This is a genomic window from Vibrio fortis (assembly GCF_024347475.1).
Taxonomy (GTDB): Bacteria; Pseudomonadota; Gammaproteobacteria; order Enterobacterales; family Vibrionaceae; genus Vibrio; species Vibrio fortis.
In genome coordinates this window covers 2,937,693-2,954,171 of sequence record NZ_AP025487.1, presented here as the reverse complement: position 1 = coordinate 2,954,171, position 16,479 = coordinate 2,937,693, and the positions used below count along the sequence as shown (strand labels likewise).

The window sequence follows — 16,479 nt, the reverse complement described above, 5'->3', positions numbered from 1 at the left end:
AATGTTTTGGGCCTGTTTTGCATCTGGAGGGAATAATGATGCTTGTTGTACGCCCAATTAAATTATCTGATTACGATGCGCTACACACATGTGCGGTCGAATCAGGACATGGATTCACATCACTTCCGGTTAATGAAGAACTGTTAACCAATCGAATTACACACTCTGAATATAGCTTTGCCAAAGAAAACGTCACTGAGCCGGGTGACGAAGGTTACCTAATGGTAGGTTTTGACGTTGAAACTGGGGAAGTTGCTGGCACGACTGGTATTGAAGCCTCGATTGGCTGGGACGTGCCTTTTTACTCTTACCACATCAGTAAAGTGGTGCATTCGTCGCAACGACTTAAAGTAAATAACGTCGTTAAGCTACTGACATTTGGCAATAACTACACAGGTTGCAGTGAGATTTGTACGCTTTTCTTACGCCCTGATTACCGTAAAGGTTTAAACGGTCGCTTAATGTCTAAGTGTCGTTTCCTATTAATGGCTGAGCACCCAGAGCGTTTCTCTGAAACCATTTTTGCGGAGATGCGTGGCGTGTCGGACGACGAAGGTAACTCTCCGTTCTGGCAGTGGCTACAAGAGCACTTCTTCTCAATCGACTTCACGTTGGCAGATTACTTAACGGGTATCGGTAAGAAAGGCTTTATCGCTGACCTTATGCCGAAACTACCAATTTACATCAACCTATTGAGCCAAGAAGCTCAAGACGTGATTGGTCAAGTGCATGATAAAACACGTCCAGCATTGAAACTGCTTGAGCGTGAAGGCTTTACCAACCGTGGTTATGTCGACATCTTCGACGCAGGCCCAACGGTTGAGTGTGACTTGCGTAATATTGAATCAGTGCGCCACTCGATTCGTGCTCAGGTTGAAATTAGTGAGCATGCAAGCTCTCAAGATTACCTGATTGGTAACACCTCATTTGAAAACTTCCGAGCGGTCGCTGCTAAAGGTGCTTATGACCAAGCGAGCGGTAAAGTGATCCTTGCGCCAAATGTGGCCGAGGCATTGGAAGTTAAAGAAGGCGATTTTGTTCGTATGTTGGCTCAATAGAGCTCGATGGTTAGTCAAAGAAGGATAGAAGTATGACTCAGTGGATTGCAGGGCAATGGGTAGCCGGTCAAGGCGAAGCGATGACATCAGTAAGCCCATACGACAACCAAGTAGTATGGAAGGGCGACAGTGCGACACCTGCTCAAGTTGAATCAGCGGTCGCTGCGGCGCGCGAAGCGTTCTTAACTTGGAAGAAACTTAGCTTTGCCGAGCGTGAAGCGATTGTGCTTAAGTTCGCGGAAAAAGTGAAAGAGAACAGCGAAGAGATCGCACAAATCATTGCTAAAGAGACGGGTAAACCTATCTGGGAAACTCGCACTGAAGCCGGTGCAATGGCAGGCAAGATTGCTATCTCAATTCGTGCATATCACGACCGTACTGGTGAATCATCACGTGAAGCTGCGGGCAACCAGATCGTCCTGCGTCACCGCCCTCTAGGTGTTATGGCAGTATTTGGGCCTTACAACTTCCCGGGCCACTTGCCTAATGGTCATATCGTACCTGCATTGCTATCGGGTAATACAGTTGTATTCAAACCATCGGAGCAGACACCGTGGACGGGTGAGTTTGCGATGAAGCTTTGGCAAGAGGCTGGCCTACCTGCCGGTGTAATTAACCTTGTTCAAGGCGCTAAAGAGACGGGTATTGCTCTAGCGGATGCGAAAGGCTTAGATGGCGTGCTGTTCACCGGCAGTGCTAACACGGGTCATATCCTACACCGTCAGTTTGCTGGTCAACCGGGTAAGATGTTGGCACTAGAAATGGGTGGTAACAACCCTATGGTGATCAGTGAACACTTTGGTGATGTGGATGCAACGGTATACACCATCATCCAGTCAGCCTTCATCAGTGCGGGTCAGCGTTGTACTTGTGCACGTCGTTTGTATGTTCCAGTGGGCGAGAAGGGCGATCAACTGCTCGATAGCCTAGTATCGGCAACTAAGAAGATTCGTGTCGACCAACCTTTCGCAGAGCCTGCACCGTTTATGGGTCCACAGATCTCAGAAGCAGCGGCTAAGTTCATTCTGGATGCACAAGCAAACCTGCAATCTTTAGGTGGTGTAAGCCTAGTGGAAGCAAAAGCGGGCGAAGCGGCGTTTGTTTCTCCAGGCATTATCGATGCAACTAACATTGCCGAGCTGCCAGATGAAGAGTACTTCGGTCCATTGCTACAAGTAGTTCGTTACCAGTCACTTGAGCAAGCCGTTGAACTGGCGAACGATACTCGCTTTGGTTTGTCTGCAGGACTGGTATCGACAGATGATTCAGAGTGGGAATACTTTGTTGACCATATCCGCGCGGGTATTGTTAACCGCAACCGTCAGCTGACCGGAGCAAGTGGTGATGCACCGTTTGGTGGTCCAGGTGCTTCAGGTAACCTACGTCCAAGCGCTTACTACGCAGCGGATTACTGTGCATACCCAATGGCATCGATGGAAGGCGGTGAGACTCAGCTTCCAGCGACATTTAGTCCTGGTATCGAACTGTAATCATTCATCATCACTAACAACGTAAACCATCAATCGGAGGCAGGGAAGTTTGGCCTCCTTTTGGATTACTCGCAGGGCGTCTGACTCCGCGAGATATAATTATAAATAAGTATGTCACAAGCTGATGGCTGCTGACTTTTTGTCGCAGCCTCTCATTTTCTAATCCAATCCTCTAGCTTGCTAGAACCCGACAAGGAGTCACCATGACACCCGATCTACTGTTCAAATCCCTGTGGGATGACTATATCGAACGCCTCTGCCCATCCGCTGAGAAGGTACATCAGCTGTTGAAAGAAGAGGAAGACCTCATTAATGATCACATCGCGCTGCGTACATTTAATGTCGCACCTTTGGGGATTGATACGCTGGCTAAACCCTTCTTGGCACTTGGCTATAAAGCGTGTGGTGACTACGTGTTTGAAAGCAAAAAGCTAGTGGCTAAACACTTTGAACACCCAGATCCAAACCAACCAAAAGTGTTCATCAGTGAATTGAAAGTAGAAGAATGTTCTCCTGAGCTACAAGCGATTGTTGCGAAGTTGGTAGCGCAGGTAGATGCAAGCAAGCTAGAAGGTCAAAATTTCCTATTCGGTGGTCGCTTATGGAACTTGGATTTCCAAGATTACAAACAACTGGCGACAGAGAGCGAATACGCTTCTTGGTTGGCGGCGCACGGTTACGGTGCTAACCACTTTACCGTGAGTGTGAATCAGCTAAATGAGTTCACCGAAGTACAAGCTGTGAATGATCACCTGAGTGCGTCTGGCTTTACAATCAACAGTGTCGGTGGCCAAGTAAAAGGCTCTCCAGAGGTTCTACTAGAGCAATCATCAACAATGGCTGACAAAGTTAAGGTTGAGTTCTCAGAAGGGGTAGAGTTGGTTCCAGGTGGTTTCTATGAGTTTGCTAAGCGCTACCCAATGGCCAATGGCGAGCTTTATACCGGATTTGTTGCTGCTTCAGCGGATAAGATCTTCGAGAGCACCAACGGTTAAAGAAAGATACGAGCACAGGCGTTGCCCTAAGATTCGGGCACGCTTCGCTTCGAGAATGTTTACAAGGCGAGAGCCTGATGTGTTTCATTCGTATCTCGTATCTCGTATCTCGTATCTCGTATCTCGTATCTAGATAAAGAAAAAGCCACCAAATTTGCATTTGGTGGCTTTTGAATTTTTGCTCGGTCAATCGAGATTAACGAGTACCGTAAACCACAATAGTTTTACCGTGAGCAGAAATTAGGTTTTGCTCTTCTAGCATCTTCAAGATACGACCTACAGTCTCACGTGAACAGCCAACAATCTGACCAATCTCTTGACGAGTGATCTTGATTTGCATGCCGTCTGGGTGAGTCATCGCATCAGGTTGTTTCGCTAGGTTTAGTAGCGTTTGTGCGATACGACCAGTAACGTCAAGGAACGCTAAGTCACCAACTTTTTGGCTGGTTACTTGAAGACGGCTAGCCATTTGCGCAGAAAGGCGCATCAGGATGTCTGGGTTCACTTGGATAAGTTGACGGAATTTCTTGAAAGAAATCTCTGCAACTTCACAAGGAGATTTTGCACGAACCCATGCAGTACGCTCTTGGTCTTCTTCGAATAGACCAAGTTCGCCGATAAAGTCGCCTTGGTTTAGGTAAGAAAGAATCATTTCCTTACCTTCTTCGTCTTTGATAAGAACTGCCACAGAACCCTTAACGATGTAGTACAGGGTCTCTGCCTTTTCACCAGCGTGAATCAGAGTACTCTTTGAAGGGTACTTATGAATATGACAGTGTGAAAGGAACCACTCTAATGTTGGATCGGTTTGAGGTTTACCTAGAACCATAATATCTCACTTCCTCTGCAGGGTATGCTTGCCGCTTTCCATATTTTAGCTAAGCCTGAATTTGACTTCTTAGGATAAGAGCACTTGTTCTGTGCTGCAAGCTATCTTGTGTTTCGGTTAAGAATAGTATCCTTTTTCAGTCACTATTTCTTGATTTTAATCGTGACCAAGCTACGATTTTTTACGCAAAATTGTGCACATGATCACGGTATGAAAAGTAATCAACCAGAATGCCATTCCGTTAGCCAATTTTTCCCGTTTCGATGAGCTGTTGTAAGATAGGTCTTACGATGAGCTCCATAGCAAAGCTCATTTTCCCACCTGGCACAACAAGCGTGTTATGACGTGACATAAATGAGCCATCAATCATAGCGAGTAGATACGGGAAATCGACGTTTTTGATACCACGCAAACGAATAACTACAAAACTTTCGTCAAGGCTAGGGATGCCTTTTGCATTAAGTGGGTTAGAGGTATCAACAGTCGGAACTCGCTGAAAATTGATATGCGTGCGCGAAAACTGTGGAGTGATGTAGTTGAGGTAATCATCCATAGAGCGAACAATGGAGTCCATTACTGCTTCACGGGAATGCCCACGATCGCGTGTGTCTCGGACGAACTTCTGAATCCACTCTAGGTTTACGATGGGTACCATGCCAATCAGCAGGTCAACGTGCTGTGATACGTTGACGTCGCCATCGACGACACCACCATGTAAGCCTTCGTAAAACATCACATCCGAGTTTTCAGGGATCTCTTGCCACGGAGTAAAGGTACCCGGCATTTGATTGTAAGGCACCGCTTCGTCAAAGGTGTGCAGGTAGCGTCGAACTTGCCCTGTACCTTCGTTGCCATATTGACGAAAGAACTCTTCAAGCGCACCAAAATCATTGGCTTGCGGGCCGAAGTAACTGATGTGCTTGCCTTGCTCTCGAGCTTTACGGATCTCGACATCCATTTCTGGACGAGTAAAGCGGTGGAAACTATCGCCTTCAACCCAAGCAGCCTTCACGTCCATCATGTTGAACATTTTTCGGAAAGCTTCTGAGGTGGTGGTGGTTCCGGCTCCTGAAGAACCCGTAACCGCAATAATTGGATGTTTAGCGGACATGACAACCCTTGTCGTTAGAATAACTTACTTGTTAGCAATCGTTTTCCACTATAACACGGCTATTTTTTTATGGCAGCCTAGAAGCGTTTAGTGAGTTGGATATCGACGGTTTCATGCAGCTCAGAAAAAACAATACTCGCTTCCCCTGATTGCAATTGCTGTTTCACTTGGTCGATTTTGGATTGCAATGAGATCTCAACATCACCGTAGTCGGTGCCTTCTCTGAGCACGAACTCTTTGATCAGATTGTCTAGAGTTTCAGGCGCGATGTCTTGCCATGGAATGATCATAAATACATCTCTCTTTTATGTTCATGGGTATGTGTTTGTAAAGGTGAGTGAGTGCAGCATAGCCGCTGTCAATTTACCTTATTGTGGCGCTATTATGCCGAATCCTGAATACTTTCATAGTAGGCAGGCAAAGCTTCTTCTAACCAAAATTTAGGGTTAAAGGTACTGCCTGTAATAAAGCCCACATGTCCGCCTTTCTGAAACAGTCGGTAATCGATGTTATCTGGCAGAATGAACTTAGGGATCACATCATCGGTCATGAAAGGATCGTCTTTGGCATGAATGATCTGCGTGGGCAGCTTGATGCGATTAAGCTTCGGCAACGCAGAACATTGCGCATAGTAGTCTTGAGCATTCTTAAATCCGTGCAGAGGAGCTGTGATCAGATCATCAAACTCATACAGTTTCTCGATCTTCTTGATCGTATCTGCTGTGATGCCTAATTTTTCTGAAAGCAGCTTCTCTTTCTTGAGTGCGTTGGATTTAAGTGAGTTCAACAAGTACTTCTTGTAAACCTTAGAGAACCCTTTTTCGATTCGACTTGAGCAACTGGCAAGATCAAACGGCGCTGAGACGATAGTGGCCGCAGAGAGCAGAGGATCATCGGCGTATTCGGCCAGATAGTTGGCTAACATGTTACCGCCTAAAGAGATACCGACCGCCACTTTAGGATTATTAGGAAACTGAGCATGCAGGTTTCTTAAGAAAAAGCGAGCGTCTTCCACTTCGCCTGAGTGGTAAGCACGAGCTAGACGGTTGGGCTTACCGCTGCAGCCACGAAAATGCATCATTACCGATAACCACCCATCTTCAGCGAACGCATTCATAAGGCCATTAGCGTAGGGGCTTTCAAAGCTGCCCTCAAGACCATGAAATAGTACGAAGATTGGCTTGCGGTCTAGACCTTCATTGCTTGGGTCTTCGCTCCATGCGAGATCGAGAAAATCATGGTCGGGTGTTTCCAATGTTTGCCAATGAGGGTGGAACAACGCCTGCTTGCGAATAAACCTAGGGACTAAGGTTTGAAGGTGGGGGTTAGATAGGCCAGTCGCAGCGGTAAAAATTGTCATAGTAGAGGTTCCATCATTCTCTGGGGCTGAGATATCACTCGCGTTTCTCTTTGAGCTTGGTCTATCTTGGCGAGCTGTGCAAGTGGTGAGTGATGAGTGTTGACCAAGAATTGACGTAGCTAATGCATTGAAACTTAAGTGCAGTAGCGTGATGTCTAGTTTATTACTCTGTGTTCTTCCGGTGCCAGTGGCTCTGAAAAGAACTCATAAAGTGACTCGGCGGAGAGTAGGCGGCAGTACTGCAATACCAAGGGTATATCGGTGTTCAATGTTAGAGGAAGACCATTGATACAGTCGACAAGGTCAGATTGTTGCTGCTTTTCTAGCTGAAGTTCGAATTGCAATGCTTCTCTATAAAGTGAGTCGACTACATGAGGTTTGAGATGTTTGCGCAGTTCTCGATAGCTAAGAAGCAGCGACTCTGAACGACCTAAGCATTGTTGAATGTGATGCCATTCAGTCTTTTCGAAAGCCAGCTGTTGCTCATCTAGCCATTTGAGGAGCAACAGTAGGTTTACATTGCCATGATATTGGTTTTGTAGGGTTAGGCATGCATCTTTAACACCACGAGCACTATAATAACTCAGGCTAAATTGCCAAAGTCTCTCTAGTGTTAGTGTGGTCGACGCATGCTCTGAACTCATAAGTTTTCCATATCCTGTTCCATCTGCTCAAGCTCTTCTTGAACAGACATCCACTCCATTTCAACCTCTTCAAGCTGAGATTTACTTGTTGCTTGGAGCGCGAGTACTTGATTAAGTTTAGCTTTGTTTTCGGCTTCATACAGAGAAGTATCAGACAATTGCTGCTCAGCGTCTTCAAGATCGGCTGTGAACTTGTCCATCTGCTTCTCGAACTGAGTCAGCTTTTTACGCAGTGGCGCTGTTAGTTTTCTAAACTCTGCCTCACGACGTTTCTGCTCTTTCTTTGCCGCTGCGCTATTGGCACCATCTTTAGCAGGAGCTTGCGCTTGAGCCTCTTTACGCTCGAGTTTTTGCTGATCAGTCAGCCACTTGTAATAGTCGTTGAGGTCGCCGTCAAAAGGTGCAACTTGGCGGTCATGCACTAGATATAGGTCATCGGTAGTTGCACGCAGTAAGTATCTGTCGTGCGATACAATCACCATTGCGCCCTCGAAGGTTTGCAACGCCATGGTTAACGCTTGACGCATGTCGAGATCCAAGTGGTTGGTTGGTTCATCGAGTAGCAGTAGGTTCGGCTTTTGCCAAACCAGCAGAGCTAATACCAAGCGTGCTTTTTCACCACCAGAGAACGGTGCGACCTTATCAAGTGCTTTATCACCTTGGAAACCAAAGCTACCTAAGTAATCGCGCAGCTGTTGTTCTGTATGCTTCGGCGCAATCTGCATCATGTGTTGCAGCGGCGTCTCTTCTGGATGCAGTGTCTCCAATTGATGCTGTGCAAAGTAGCCGATCTTTACACCCTGCGAATAGCTCAGCTCACCCGCTTGTTGTTTCAGTTCACCAGAAAGCAGCTTGATCAGCGTCGATTTACCCGCACCGTTACGGCCGAGTAGACCAATGCGGCTACCAGGAACAAGGTTCAAGCGGATCTTTTCTAGGATCAGGTTATCACCGTAGCCCGCGGATACTTCATCCATCATCAAGATAGGGTTTGGCAGTGCGTCAGGTTCTCTAAATTCGAAACTGAATGGGTTGTCGAATTGAGCTGGTAACACTTGCTCCATCTTTTCGAGCGCTTTGATACGGCTTTGTGCTTGGCGAGCCTTAGAAGCTTTGTAGCGGAAGCGGTCGATGTAGCTCTGCATGTGCGCCATCTGCTTTTGCTGCTTCTGGTACATCGCTTGTTGCAGTACTAACTTCTGGGCACGTTGATTCTCAAATGATGAGTAGTTACCTGTGTACTCGTTGAGCTTCTGGTTCTCAACGTGAACAATGCGATTGACGATTGGGTCTAGGAAGTCCCTATCGTGCGAGATTAGGATCAATGTGCCGGGGTAGGTTTGTAGCCAACGCTCTAGCCACATTACGGCGTCTAAATCCAAGTGGTTGGTCGGTTCATCAAGCAATAGTAAGTCACTGCGGCACAATAGCGCTTGTGCTAGGTTTAGACGCATACGCCAACCACCAGAGAACTGGGTCAGATTCCAACTCATCTGATCTTGGCTAAAGCCTAGACCGTCCAGAAGTTCTGCGGCTCTTGCTTTGATGCTGTAGCCACCAATGGTTTCTATTTTTCCGTGAATCTCAGCAACAAGGGTACCGTTGTCCGCTTGTTCTGCTTTAATCAGCTGCTCTTCTAGACCGCGATATTCACGATCGCCATCAATTACGTACTCTATTGCGGTTCTCTCGAGTGCCGGCGTTTCTTGAGCAACCCATGCCAGCTCCCAGTGTGCTGGTTTACTGAATGATCCGGCATCAATTGATAGTTCGTCTTTGATAAGAGCGAACAGTGTGGACTTACCACAACCGTTTTTACCGACTAAACCCACCTTGTCGCCAGGGTGTAGAGTCGCAGATGCTTGGTCAAGCAGAGGTTTACCGCCGCGCAGTAGTTGAATATCCGAGAAAGTAATCATAGAAATCGCAATGAATTAAGAGGTGAACAGACGCCTGCATAGTAGGCGGAAACCAGATAAAAGTCGATCACAATGCAAATTGGGTTATGATGCCAATAACATATTAATAACTTTTGTTAGAATTTTCTTGGCATTGCCACCGTTTGCCCTGTAAGGAATGTTTCAAAGGAATGAGTGATTTGTTATCTACAAATAACACAGTACCCAAGGTCTTGGTGATATTTGCTCACCCAGAGCCCCAAACCTCGATTGCCAATCAAGTGATGCTGAAAAAAATAGAGTCGCTCGGTCATGTTAAAATTCATGATCTTTATGCGGCCTATCCAGACTTCTTTATCGATGTCCCATTTGAACATGAATTGCTCCTTGAGCATGACATCATCGTCTTTCAACATCCGCTGTTTATGTACTCTTGTCCTGCACTATTGAAAGAGTGGTTTGATCGCGTACTAGGCAAAGGATTTGCGTTCGGTGAACAGAGTGCATTGAAAGGTAAGTACTGGCGCAGCGTGATTACGACAGGCGGTAAAGAGGAGGCATTTGGTGCTTCGGGCTATAATAAATATCCACTACAAGAGATCTTGCAACCCTTTGAGCTGACGGCTGCCTTATGTCAAATGCATTGGCTAGAGCCTTTGGTTCTGCATTGGGCTCGAAATGTATCAGACATGACACGTTATCAACACGCCGAGTCTTACCGAAACTGGTTAAGGGAACCATTGCAGCTTCTTGAAGAGCAGCAAAGGGAGGCGCAGTAATGGCATTAACCAATGAATTCCTCCAAAGCAGTGTGATTTTCTTATCGGCTGCTGTTGTTGCCGTGCCGATTGCTCAACGTGCAGGTTTAGGGTCTGTTCTTGGCTACCTTTTAGCGGGTGTGGCGATTGGCCCTTGGGGACTTGGGCTAATTAGCGATGTCGAAGCGATTCTCCATTTCTCCGAGTTCGGGGTGGTGCTGCTACTGTTTCTCATTGGTCTTGAGCTTAACCCCAAAAAGCTCTGGACGATGCGCGGGCCGATATTGGGGCTCGGTGGCGCCCAAGTTGTCATTACAACCTTACTGATCACGGGTGTCGCTTGTCTATTTGGATTGAGTTGGCAGACCAGTTTGGTCATTGGTATGGGCTTAGCTCTTTCATCAACAGCCATTGCATTGCGTGTTATTGAAGAGCGTGAGCTAAGTGGTAAAGAGGCGGGCCAGTCTGGGTTTGCCGTATTACTGTTCCAAGATATCGCAGTAATTCCAATGTTGGCTATGCTGCCACTGCTTGCGGGTAATACAGGTGGTAGCTGGGCAGATATGCTGTGGATGCTGGCTGGTGTGATTGGTTTGTTGGTCGGTGGTCACTTCCTGCTTCGCCCTCTATTTCGCTACGTCGTATTAAGCGGTGTGCGTGAACTGTTTACCGTCGCAGCGCTCCTTTTGGTGATTGGTATTGCTGTAATCATGCAGCAGATAGGGTTATCGATGGCGCTCGGGACCTTCTTAGCTGGTGTGTTATTGGCCGAGAGTGAATACCGTCATGAGCTAGAGATAGCGATTGAACCTTTTAAAGGCTTGTTACTAGGCCTGTTCTTTATCTCTGTGGGTATGGCCGTAAACTTAGGCTTGCTTGCTGAAAGTCCGTTTGCAATCTTGATAGCGGTACTGGCATTGGTGGTGATGAAAGGTCTGGTGTTGTACGCCCTCGCTCGTATTTTCGGTACACAAGCTAAAGCACGCAGTCGTATGGCGATGATCTTGAGCCAAGGTGGTGAGTTTGCTTTCGTTATCTTCACCGCGGCCAGTGCCCAAGGCATCTTGAGCATGGAGCAAGTCTCTTTCCTACTTGTAGTGGTGAGCTTATCTATGGTGACCACGCCATTGATGCTTAAACTGCAAGATAAGTTCTTTGCGCGTCAATTAAATCAAATCAGTGAGAATGCGATGTCTTCTGATGTGGTGGATCGCAGCCCTCGCGTGATCATCGCCGGCTTTGGTCGTTTCGGCCAGATTATTGGGCGCTTGATGTATGCCAATAAGATTCGTATTACCATCCTAGAGAGTGACGCCAGCCAAATTCATATCTTGCGTAAGTTCGGATATAAGGTGTTTTACGGTGACTCGACCCACTTGGAGCTATTGCGTGCTGCAGGAGCCGATAAAGCCGAAGCGATTATCTTGTGTACCGATTCTCCAGACGAAATCATGAAAACCGTCGACTTATGTCGTCAGCATTTTCCGCGCTTAAAGATCTTGGCTCGTGCCCGAAGCCGTGTTGAAGCGTACCAACTATTGAATCATGGTGTGACCAACTACTCTCGTGAAACTTTCTTAGGGGCGTTAGACTTGGGAAGGCAAGCGCTCACCGAGCTAGGTATGCACCCATACAAAGCCAAGCGTGCCGAGGCGCACTTTCGTAAACTGGATAATGCCATGCTTAAAGATCTGCTTCCTCAGCACAGTGAAGACGCTGAATTGGCGCAAAGAGCCAAAGAGGCGCGTAAAGAGTTGGAGGAGATTTTCGGACATGAGATGGAGAATGACCATCAATCTCGAAACTACTGGCAGTAACACATTGCCCATAAAATAATAAAGACAATGGCCATCGTTGAATGGCACGAATCCAAGTTGTAAAGGATAGATAACGTGAAACAGAAAAAACGCTTTATTGCTGGTGCTAGCTGCCCAAGCTGCAACACTCAAGACACACTACGCTGGTGGGTTGAGAATAATATTGAGCTGGTGGAGTGTGTTGATTGTGACTTCACAGAGCAGCGCAAACCGAAAACTGTAGAGAAATCTGAACATGCGAATCAAGAAATGATCGGTATTTTTAAGCCAGAATGATTGAGTTTCGTTAATTGATCCCCATAATATCGGGGTACAGAATTTATCCTAAGCTCAATTGTTGGAGCTTAGTCCAAACCTCCTTGGAGCTCTCATGAAAATTGAAAAGAACGTAGTAGTTAGTGTTGCATATCAAGTGAAACTTGAAGATGGCGTAGTAGTTGACCAATCAACTGCAGAAGCTCCACTAGATTACCTTCACGGTCACAACAACCTAATTACAGGTCTTGAAAAAGAGCTTGAAGGCAAAGTTGCTGGCGACAAGTTCTCTGCAACCGTTACTCCAGAAGACGCTTACGGTGAGCACAACGACGCACTAGTGCAACGTGTTCCTGCTGACGTATTCCAAGGTGTTGAGCAAATCGAAGTTGGTATGCGTTTCCTAGCGGATACTGACCAAGGTCCAATCCCAGTAGAAGTAACTGAAGTAGATGGCGACGAAGTTGTTGTTGACGGCAACCACATGCTAGCTGGCCAAACTCTAACGTTTGACGTTGAAGTTGTAGCCGTTCGTGAAGCGACTGAAGAAGAAATTCAACACGGTCACGTACACCAAGAAGGTGGCTGTGGCGGTCACGGTCACGACCATGATCACGAAGGCGGTTGCTGTGGTGGCGAAGGCCATGACCACGGTGAAGAGAAAAAAGACGGCTGCTGCGGCGGCGGTAGCTGTGGTTCTCACTAATATCGAACTAGCGATTTAGTTTTAGAATATGAAAGCCTCCCTTGCGGAGGCTTTTTTCATATTAAGGTTATTGTTTCAAAGCGAGAGCAATAACGCTAACCAAAAGATTTGTTGTGGCTATCAGACACAGGGCTTTGGATATGATATTGATAGCGACAAACCATAAGAATATGTCAGTGGAGAATTTACATGTCACAGCCTTTTTCAATTGCGATTCATGGTGGTGCTGGAACCATCTTGCGAGAGCAAATGAGTGATGAGTTAAAAGCGGGCATTACTGAGGCTTTAGAGAAGTCAGTGTTGGCGGGTTACCACGTGTTGCAATCGGGCGGTGATGCTTTGGATGCTGTTGTGGCATCGGTAAAGGTGATGGAAGACAGTCCTCATTTCAACGCAGGTAAGGGCTCCGTTCTGACGCATGATGAGTTTGTTGAGATGGATGCGTCGGTGATGCACGGTCGTGAAATGGATGCGGGTGCCATTGCTGGTGTTCGCCACATTAAAAACCCGATCGAACTTGCTCGCGATGTGATGCTTAAAAGCGAGCATGTGTTACTGATTGGTGAAGGTGCCGAGAAGTTTGCCTTTGAACATGACTATATCTTTACTGAGCAAGACTACTTCTTTACTGAGCGCCGCTACGATCAGCTTCAATCGATGAAAGAAAAAGGTCTCTTTGCGCTGTCTGAAGCGAAATATGATGAGCAGCAAGCTGACAAATACCCAGATGACAAAAAGTACGGCACGGTTGGTGCAGTGGCGTTAGACCAAGCAGGGAACTTAGCGGCTGCGACCAGTACAGGTGGTGTCACTAATAAGAAATACGGTCGCGTAGGAGACTCGCCAATCATTGGTGCGGGTACCATTGCAGAGAATGGAAATGTTGCGGTTTCAACAACCGGCATGGGGGAGTTCTTTTTAAGAAAAATGGTGGCCAGTGATGTGGCTGCTCGCATGCGTTATCTCAAAGAAGATGTTCATACCGCATGTGAACAGATCATCCAAGGTGAACTGAAAACCATGGGCGGGGAAGGTGGCTTGATCGCGATTGATAATCAAGGTGATATTCACTTCGCTATGAACAGCTCGGGTATGTACCGTGCTAGCGTTGATACTGAAGGGCGAGTGGAAGTTAAGATCTATGCCGATGACTAGCCAAGTCCCGGTGTAACTCAAACTCCCAATCAGATACACAAAAGGCGACAGATATTCTCTGTCGCCTTTTGTTTTTCAACCAGTCCAACAAGCCGCAGCTCATTGTCAACGTACATTAGTAGTGTGGAGGTGGCGTCTCTTCCGATGCATCAGCCAAGTTAGAACCGTCAATGTTCTTTACTTTGCCCACTACGTATTTCATTTGGTCTTGCATCTTAGTGATCAACATCTGTTGCTGGCTAAGCGCTTCATTGAGTTCTTCAATGGTCTGCTCTTGGAAAGCCAGCTGACACTCAAGGTCATTCACTCGGCTCTCTAGTTGTTCAACTAGCTTCTCTGTCATCGTTCTTAGTCCACATTCCAAGCTTGGGCTATGCCCGCTGATGTTCCCGATATTACACGGCTCTGATTATCAAAGGCTGCATCATACACTACCGCACGAGGAGGGCGAGCATCTTTTAACGGCTCCGCTTCGTAACGAGCTATCCGTTTACCCGTTTGTGTATCCCATACACTGACCTGACTGGAAGGTGTCCCCGTGACTAGCTGCTTACCGTCATCCGAGAATCGAGCCGTAGAGAAAATCAGCTGGCGCGATAGGCTTTGCAGCTCTGCTTGTGATTCACCCGTTTCAAGGTCCCAAACAATCGCTTGGTTTCCACCATCAGAAGTAAACGCCAATTCACCATCACGCTGCAATACTACTCGCACAACGCGCTGTTCGTGTTCGAAGGTACGTAAAACCAACCCTGATTCAGTATCCCAAAGGTAGGCTTTATAGTCGTTCCCCCCCGAAAGTGCATAACGACCATTGGAAGAAAGCGAAACAGAATTGACTTTTTCTCGATGGGCAAGGAACTCTAAGCGACGGCCAGTGACTAAGTCCACGTAGATGGCTTTACCGTTTGATAACCCGAGTAGGACTTTCTCGCCGTTACTGGAGATGTCGACGTCGCGGATTAATCCGTCAGAGATCGACCAAAGCCCTTCGGCTTGTGTCCAAGTCAGGTCCCAAACGGCAAAGTTCATCTGACTGGCTGTCACCGCATAGCGACCATTGTCAGAGATTTTGATTCGTGTAACAGGGGAGCTTTCTTGGTCTTGTTCTCCAAGCTGGGCAAGTTCTTGATTCTCGGCTAAATCCCAAAGCAACAAATGTTTCTGTTGGGAATAGAGCAGGGCAAAACGACCGTCTCTGCTTAGTGCAAAGCTGGTGGCACCGCTGGGTTCGATATCCCAACGTTGATCATCCTCTTGGAAGAAAAAACATCCATTTAACAGAGTGATGACAATTGCATATAGTAATGAGTGAAAAAATATTCGCATCACGTCTAACAATCCGGTTTGTGTCAGAAGACATAGAACTAGTATATTGTTATAACTAACGTATTCACACCAATCTAATCATTAGATTTGTGCACAATAACCAATGGCTTGGCCATTAATTGGAGTATTCAATGAAATCAGTTTTAAAAGTATCACTGCTTGCCGCGACGGTTATGCTAGCAGTTGGTTGTCAGAAAGAAGAACCAAAGGCAGAAGCTCCTCAAGTCGAAGAAGTGAAAGTTGAAGCAGTAAACTTTAAAACAGAAGACGACAAAGCGGCTTACGCAATCGGTGTTTCATTCGCAAACTACCTAAGCACAAGCATTGATAAGCCAAGCGAGCTAGGTATTAACCTAGACAAAGAGATGGTACTAAAAGGTATCGAAGATGTGTTCGCAGGCAATACAGCATTAAATGAAGACGAGACTCGCGCGGCACTAGAAGCTCTTGATCAGCGTGTAGCAGAAACAATGCAAGCTCAAGCTGCGGAGAAATCAGCAGAAACTAAGAAAGCGGGTGATGAGTACCGTGCTGAGTTTGAGAAGACAGAAGGCGTTCAAAAAACTGACTCTGGGCTACTATACCAAGTGATGACTGCAGCTGAAGGCGAGTCTCCAAAAGACACTGACACAGTACAAGTACACTACAAAGGTACACTAACTGACGGTACTCAGTTTGATAGCTCTTACGACCGTGGCGAACCAGCAACATTCCCACTAAACCGCGTAATCCCAGGTTGGACTGAAGGCGTACAGCTAATGCAAGTTGGCTCTAAGTACAAGTTTGTTATCCCGCCAGAGCTAGCGTACGGTGAGCAAGACACACCAACAATCCCAGCAAACTCAACGCTTGTATTCGAAGTTGAGCTACTGAAAATTGATAACGCAGAAGAAACAGCTGCACAATAAGCGTTTCACGAAGTGTTCTAAGGCCTAACTCAGTTAGGCCTTTTTTTATGCTTTCAATTTGAGTATTTGTTTTTTTAACTTGTTCTAAATCACTAGTTGCAATGTTAGCTAGGTGTGCAATTAAAAATTTCTGATAAACTTACATAAATTTGTTGATTTTTCACACGAA

General features: G+C 46.6%; 17 protein-coding genes. 9 read left to right on the top strand and 8 right to left on the bottom strand.

Annotation, left to right across the window (positions count from 1 at the left end; translation table 11 throughout):
* Window positions 1–38: 38 nt before the first annotated feature.
* The 3 genes from astA (at window position 39) to OCV50_RS13145 (ending at window position 3,543) form a co-directional block, all read left to right on the top strand.
* Window positions 39–1,058, top strand: a complete 1,020-nt coding sequence (astA, locus tag OCV50_RS13155; RefSeq protein ID WP_261904162.1) for an arginine N-succinyltransferase — start codon at window positions 39–41, stop codon at window positions 1,056–1,058.
* A 32-nt stretch (window positions 1,059–1,090) separates the two neighbouring features.
* Window positions 1,091–2,548, top strand: a complete 1,458-nt coding sequence (gene astD, locus OCV50_RS13150) for a succinylglutamate-semialdehyde dehydrogenase (RefSeq protein ID WP_261903232.1) — start codon at window positions 1,091–1,093, stop codon at window positions 2,546–2,548.
* Window positions 2,549–2,751: 203 nt separating this feature from the next.
* Entirely contained in the window at window positions 2,752–3,543 is a 792-nt protein-coding gene (locus OCV50_RS13145; RefSeq protein WP_261903231.1) for a DUF1338 domain-containing protein, read from the top strand.
* Between the two features lie 196 nt (window positions 3,544–3,739).
* Here OCV50_RS13145 and crp read toward each other — a convergent pair whose 3' ends face one another.
* The 6 genes from crp to OCV50_RS13115 form a co-directional block, all read right to left on the bottom strand.
* On the bottom strand, window positions 3,740–4,372 hold the full coding sequence (gene crp, locus OCV50_RS13140; RefSeq protein WP_004410522.1) for a cAMP-activated global transcriptional regulator CRP: 633 nt from the start codon (window positions 4,370–4,372) through the stop codon (window positions 3,740–3,742).
* Window positions 4,373–4,613: 241 nt separating this feature from the next.
* Complete coding sequence (locus OCV50_RS13135) at window positions 4,614–5,483, bottom strand: phosphoribulokinase (RefSeq protein ID WP_032550028.1); 870 nt, start codon at window positions 5,481–5,483, stop codon at window positions 4,614–4,616.
* Between the two features lie 77 nt (window positions 5,484–5,560).
* Window positions 5,561–5,773 carry a YheU family protein gene (locus OCV50_RS13130; RefSeq protein ID WP_239841900.1) on the bottom strand — a complete coding sequence of 71 codons (213 nt, stop codon included), beginning with the start codon at window positions 5,771–5,773 and terminating at the stop codon, window positions 5,561–5,563.
* A 92-nt stretch (window positions 5,774–5,865) separates the two neighbouring features.
* A complete protein-coding gene (locus OCV50_RS13125; RefSeq protein WP_239841899.1) occupies window positions 5,866–6,843 on the bottom strand; it encodes a hydrolase in 978 nt (325 codons plus the stop codon).
* 155 nt (window positions 6,844–6,998) lie between these two features.
* On the bottom strand, window positions 6,999–7,487 hold the full coding sequence (locus tag OCV50_RS13120; RefSeq protein WP_261903230.1) for a TIGR02444 family protein: 489 nt from the start codon (window positions 7,485–7,487) through the stop codon (window positions 6,999–7,001).
* Window positions 7,484–9,406: an ABC transporter ATP-binding protein gene (locus OCV50_RS13115; RefSeq protein ID WP_239841897.1), complete on the bottom strand. Its 1,923-nt coding sequence runs from the start codon at window positions 9,404–9,406 to the stop codon at window positions 7,484–7,486. Before OCV50_RS13115 ends, OCV50_RS13120 begins: the two co-directional genes overlap by 4 nt.
* Before the next feature lie 170 nt (window positions 9,407–9,576).
* Here OCV50_RS13115 and kefG point away from each other — a divergent pair, with 170 nt between their 5' ends.
* The 5 genes from kefG (at window position 9,577) to OCV50_RS13090 (ending at window position 14,076) form a co-directional block, all read left to right on the top strand.
* The gene (gene kefG, locus OCV50_RS13110) at window positions 9,577–10,164 is read left to right on the top strand and encodes a glutathione-regulated potassium-efflux system ancillary protein KefG (protein WP_261903229.1); all 588 of its coding nucleotides are present in this window, start codon (window positions 9,577–9,579) and stop codon (window positions 10,162–10,164) included.
* Complete coding sequence (kefB, locus tag OCV50_RS13105) at window positions 10,164–11,960, top strand: glutathione-regulated potassium-efflux system protein KefB (protein ID WP_261903228.1); 1,797 nt, start codon at window positions 10,164–10,166, stop codon at window positions 11,958–11,960. The genes kefG and kefB overlap by 1 nt, the downstream gene beginning before the upstream one ends.
* A 75-nt stretch (window positions 11,961–12,035) precedes the next feature.
* Entirely contained in the window at window positions 12,036–12,236 is a 201-nt protein-coding gene (locus OCV50_RS13100; RefSeq protein WP_017632113.1) for a YheV family putative zinc ribbon protein, read from the top strand.
* 94 nt (window positions 12,237–12,330) lie between these two features.
* Window positions 12,331–12,921 carry a peptidylprolyl isomerase gene (gene slyD / locus OCV50_RS13095; protein ID WP_004737185.1) on the top strand — a complete coding sequence of 197 codons (591 nt, stop codon included), beginning with the start codon at window positions 12,331–12,333 and terminating at the stop codon, window positions 12,919–12,921.
* A gap of 189 nt (window positions 12,922–13,110) precedes the next feature.
* Window positions 13,111–14,076 (top strand): isoaspartyl peptidase/L-asparaginase family protein, encoded by a 966-nt coding sequence (locus OCV50_RS13090; RefSeq protein WP_261903227.1) that lies wholly within the window; start codon window positions 13,111–13,113, stop codon window positions 14,074–14,076.
* A gap of 115 nt (window positions 14,077–14,191) precedes the next feature.
* On the opposite strand, the gene OCV50_RS13085 is transcribed toward OCV50_RS13090, so the two are convergent.
* Together OCV50_RS13085 and OCV50_RS13080 are read right to left on the bottom strand one after the other, a co-directional pair.
* Window positions 14,192–14,419: a SlyX family protein gene (locus tag OCV50_RS13085; RefSeq protein ID WP_239841893.1), complete on the bottom strand. Its 228-nt coding sequence runs from the start codon at window positions 14,417–14,419 to the stop codon at window positions 14,192–14,194.
* 5 nt (window positions 14,420–14,424) lie between these two features.
* Window positions 14,425–15,402 carry a WD40 repeat domain-containing protein gene (locus OCV50_RS13080; RefSeq protein WP_261903226.1) on the bottom strand — a complete coding sequence of 326 codons (978 nt, stop codon included), beginning with the start codon at window positions 15,400–15,402 and terminating at the stop codon, window positions 14,425–14,427.
* 131 nt (window positions 15,403–15,533) lie between these two features.
* Here OCV50_RS13080 and fkpA point away from each other — a divergent pair, with 131 nt between their 5' ends.
* Complete coding sequence (gene fkpA / locus OCV50_RS13075; protein ID WP_261903225.1) at window positions 15,534–16,310, top strand: FKBP-type peptidyl-prolyl cis-trans isomerase; 777 nt, start codon at window positions 15,534–15,536, stop codon at window positions 16,308–16,310.
* Window positions 16,311–16,479: the final 169 nt, after the last annotated feature.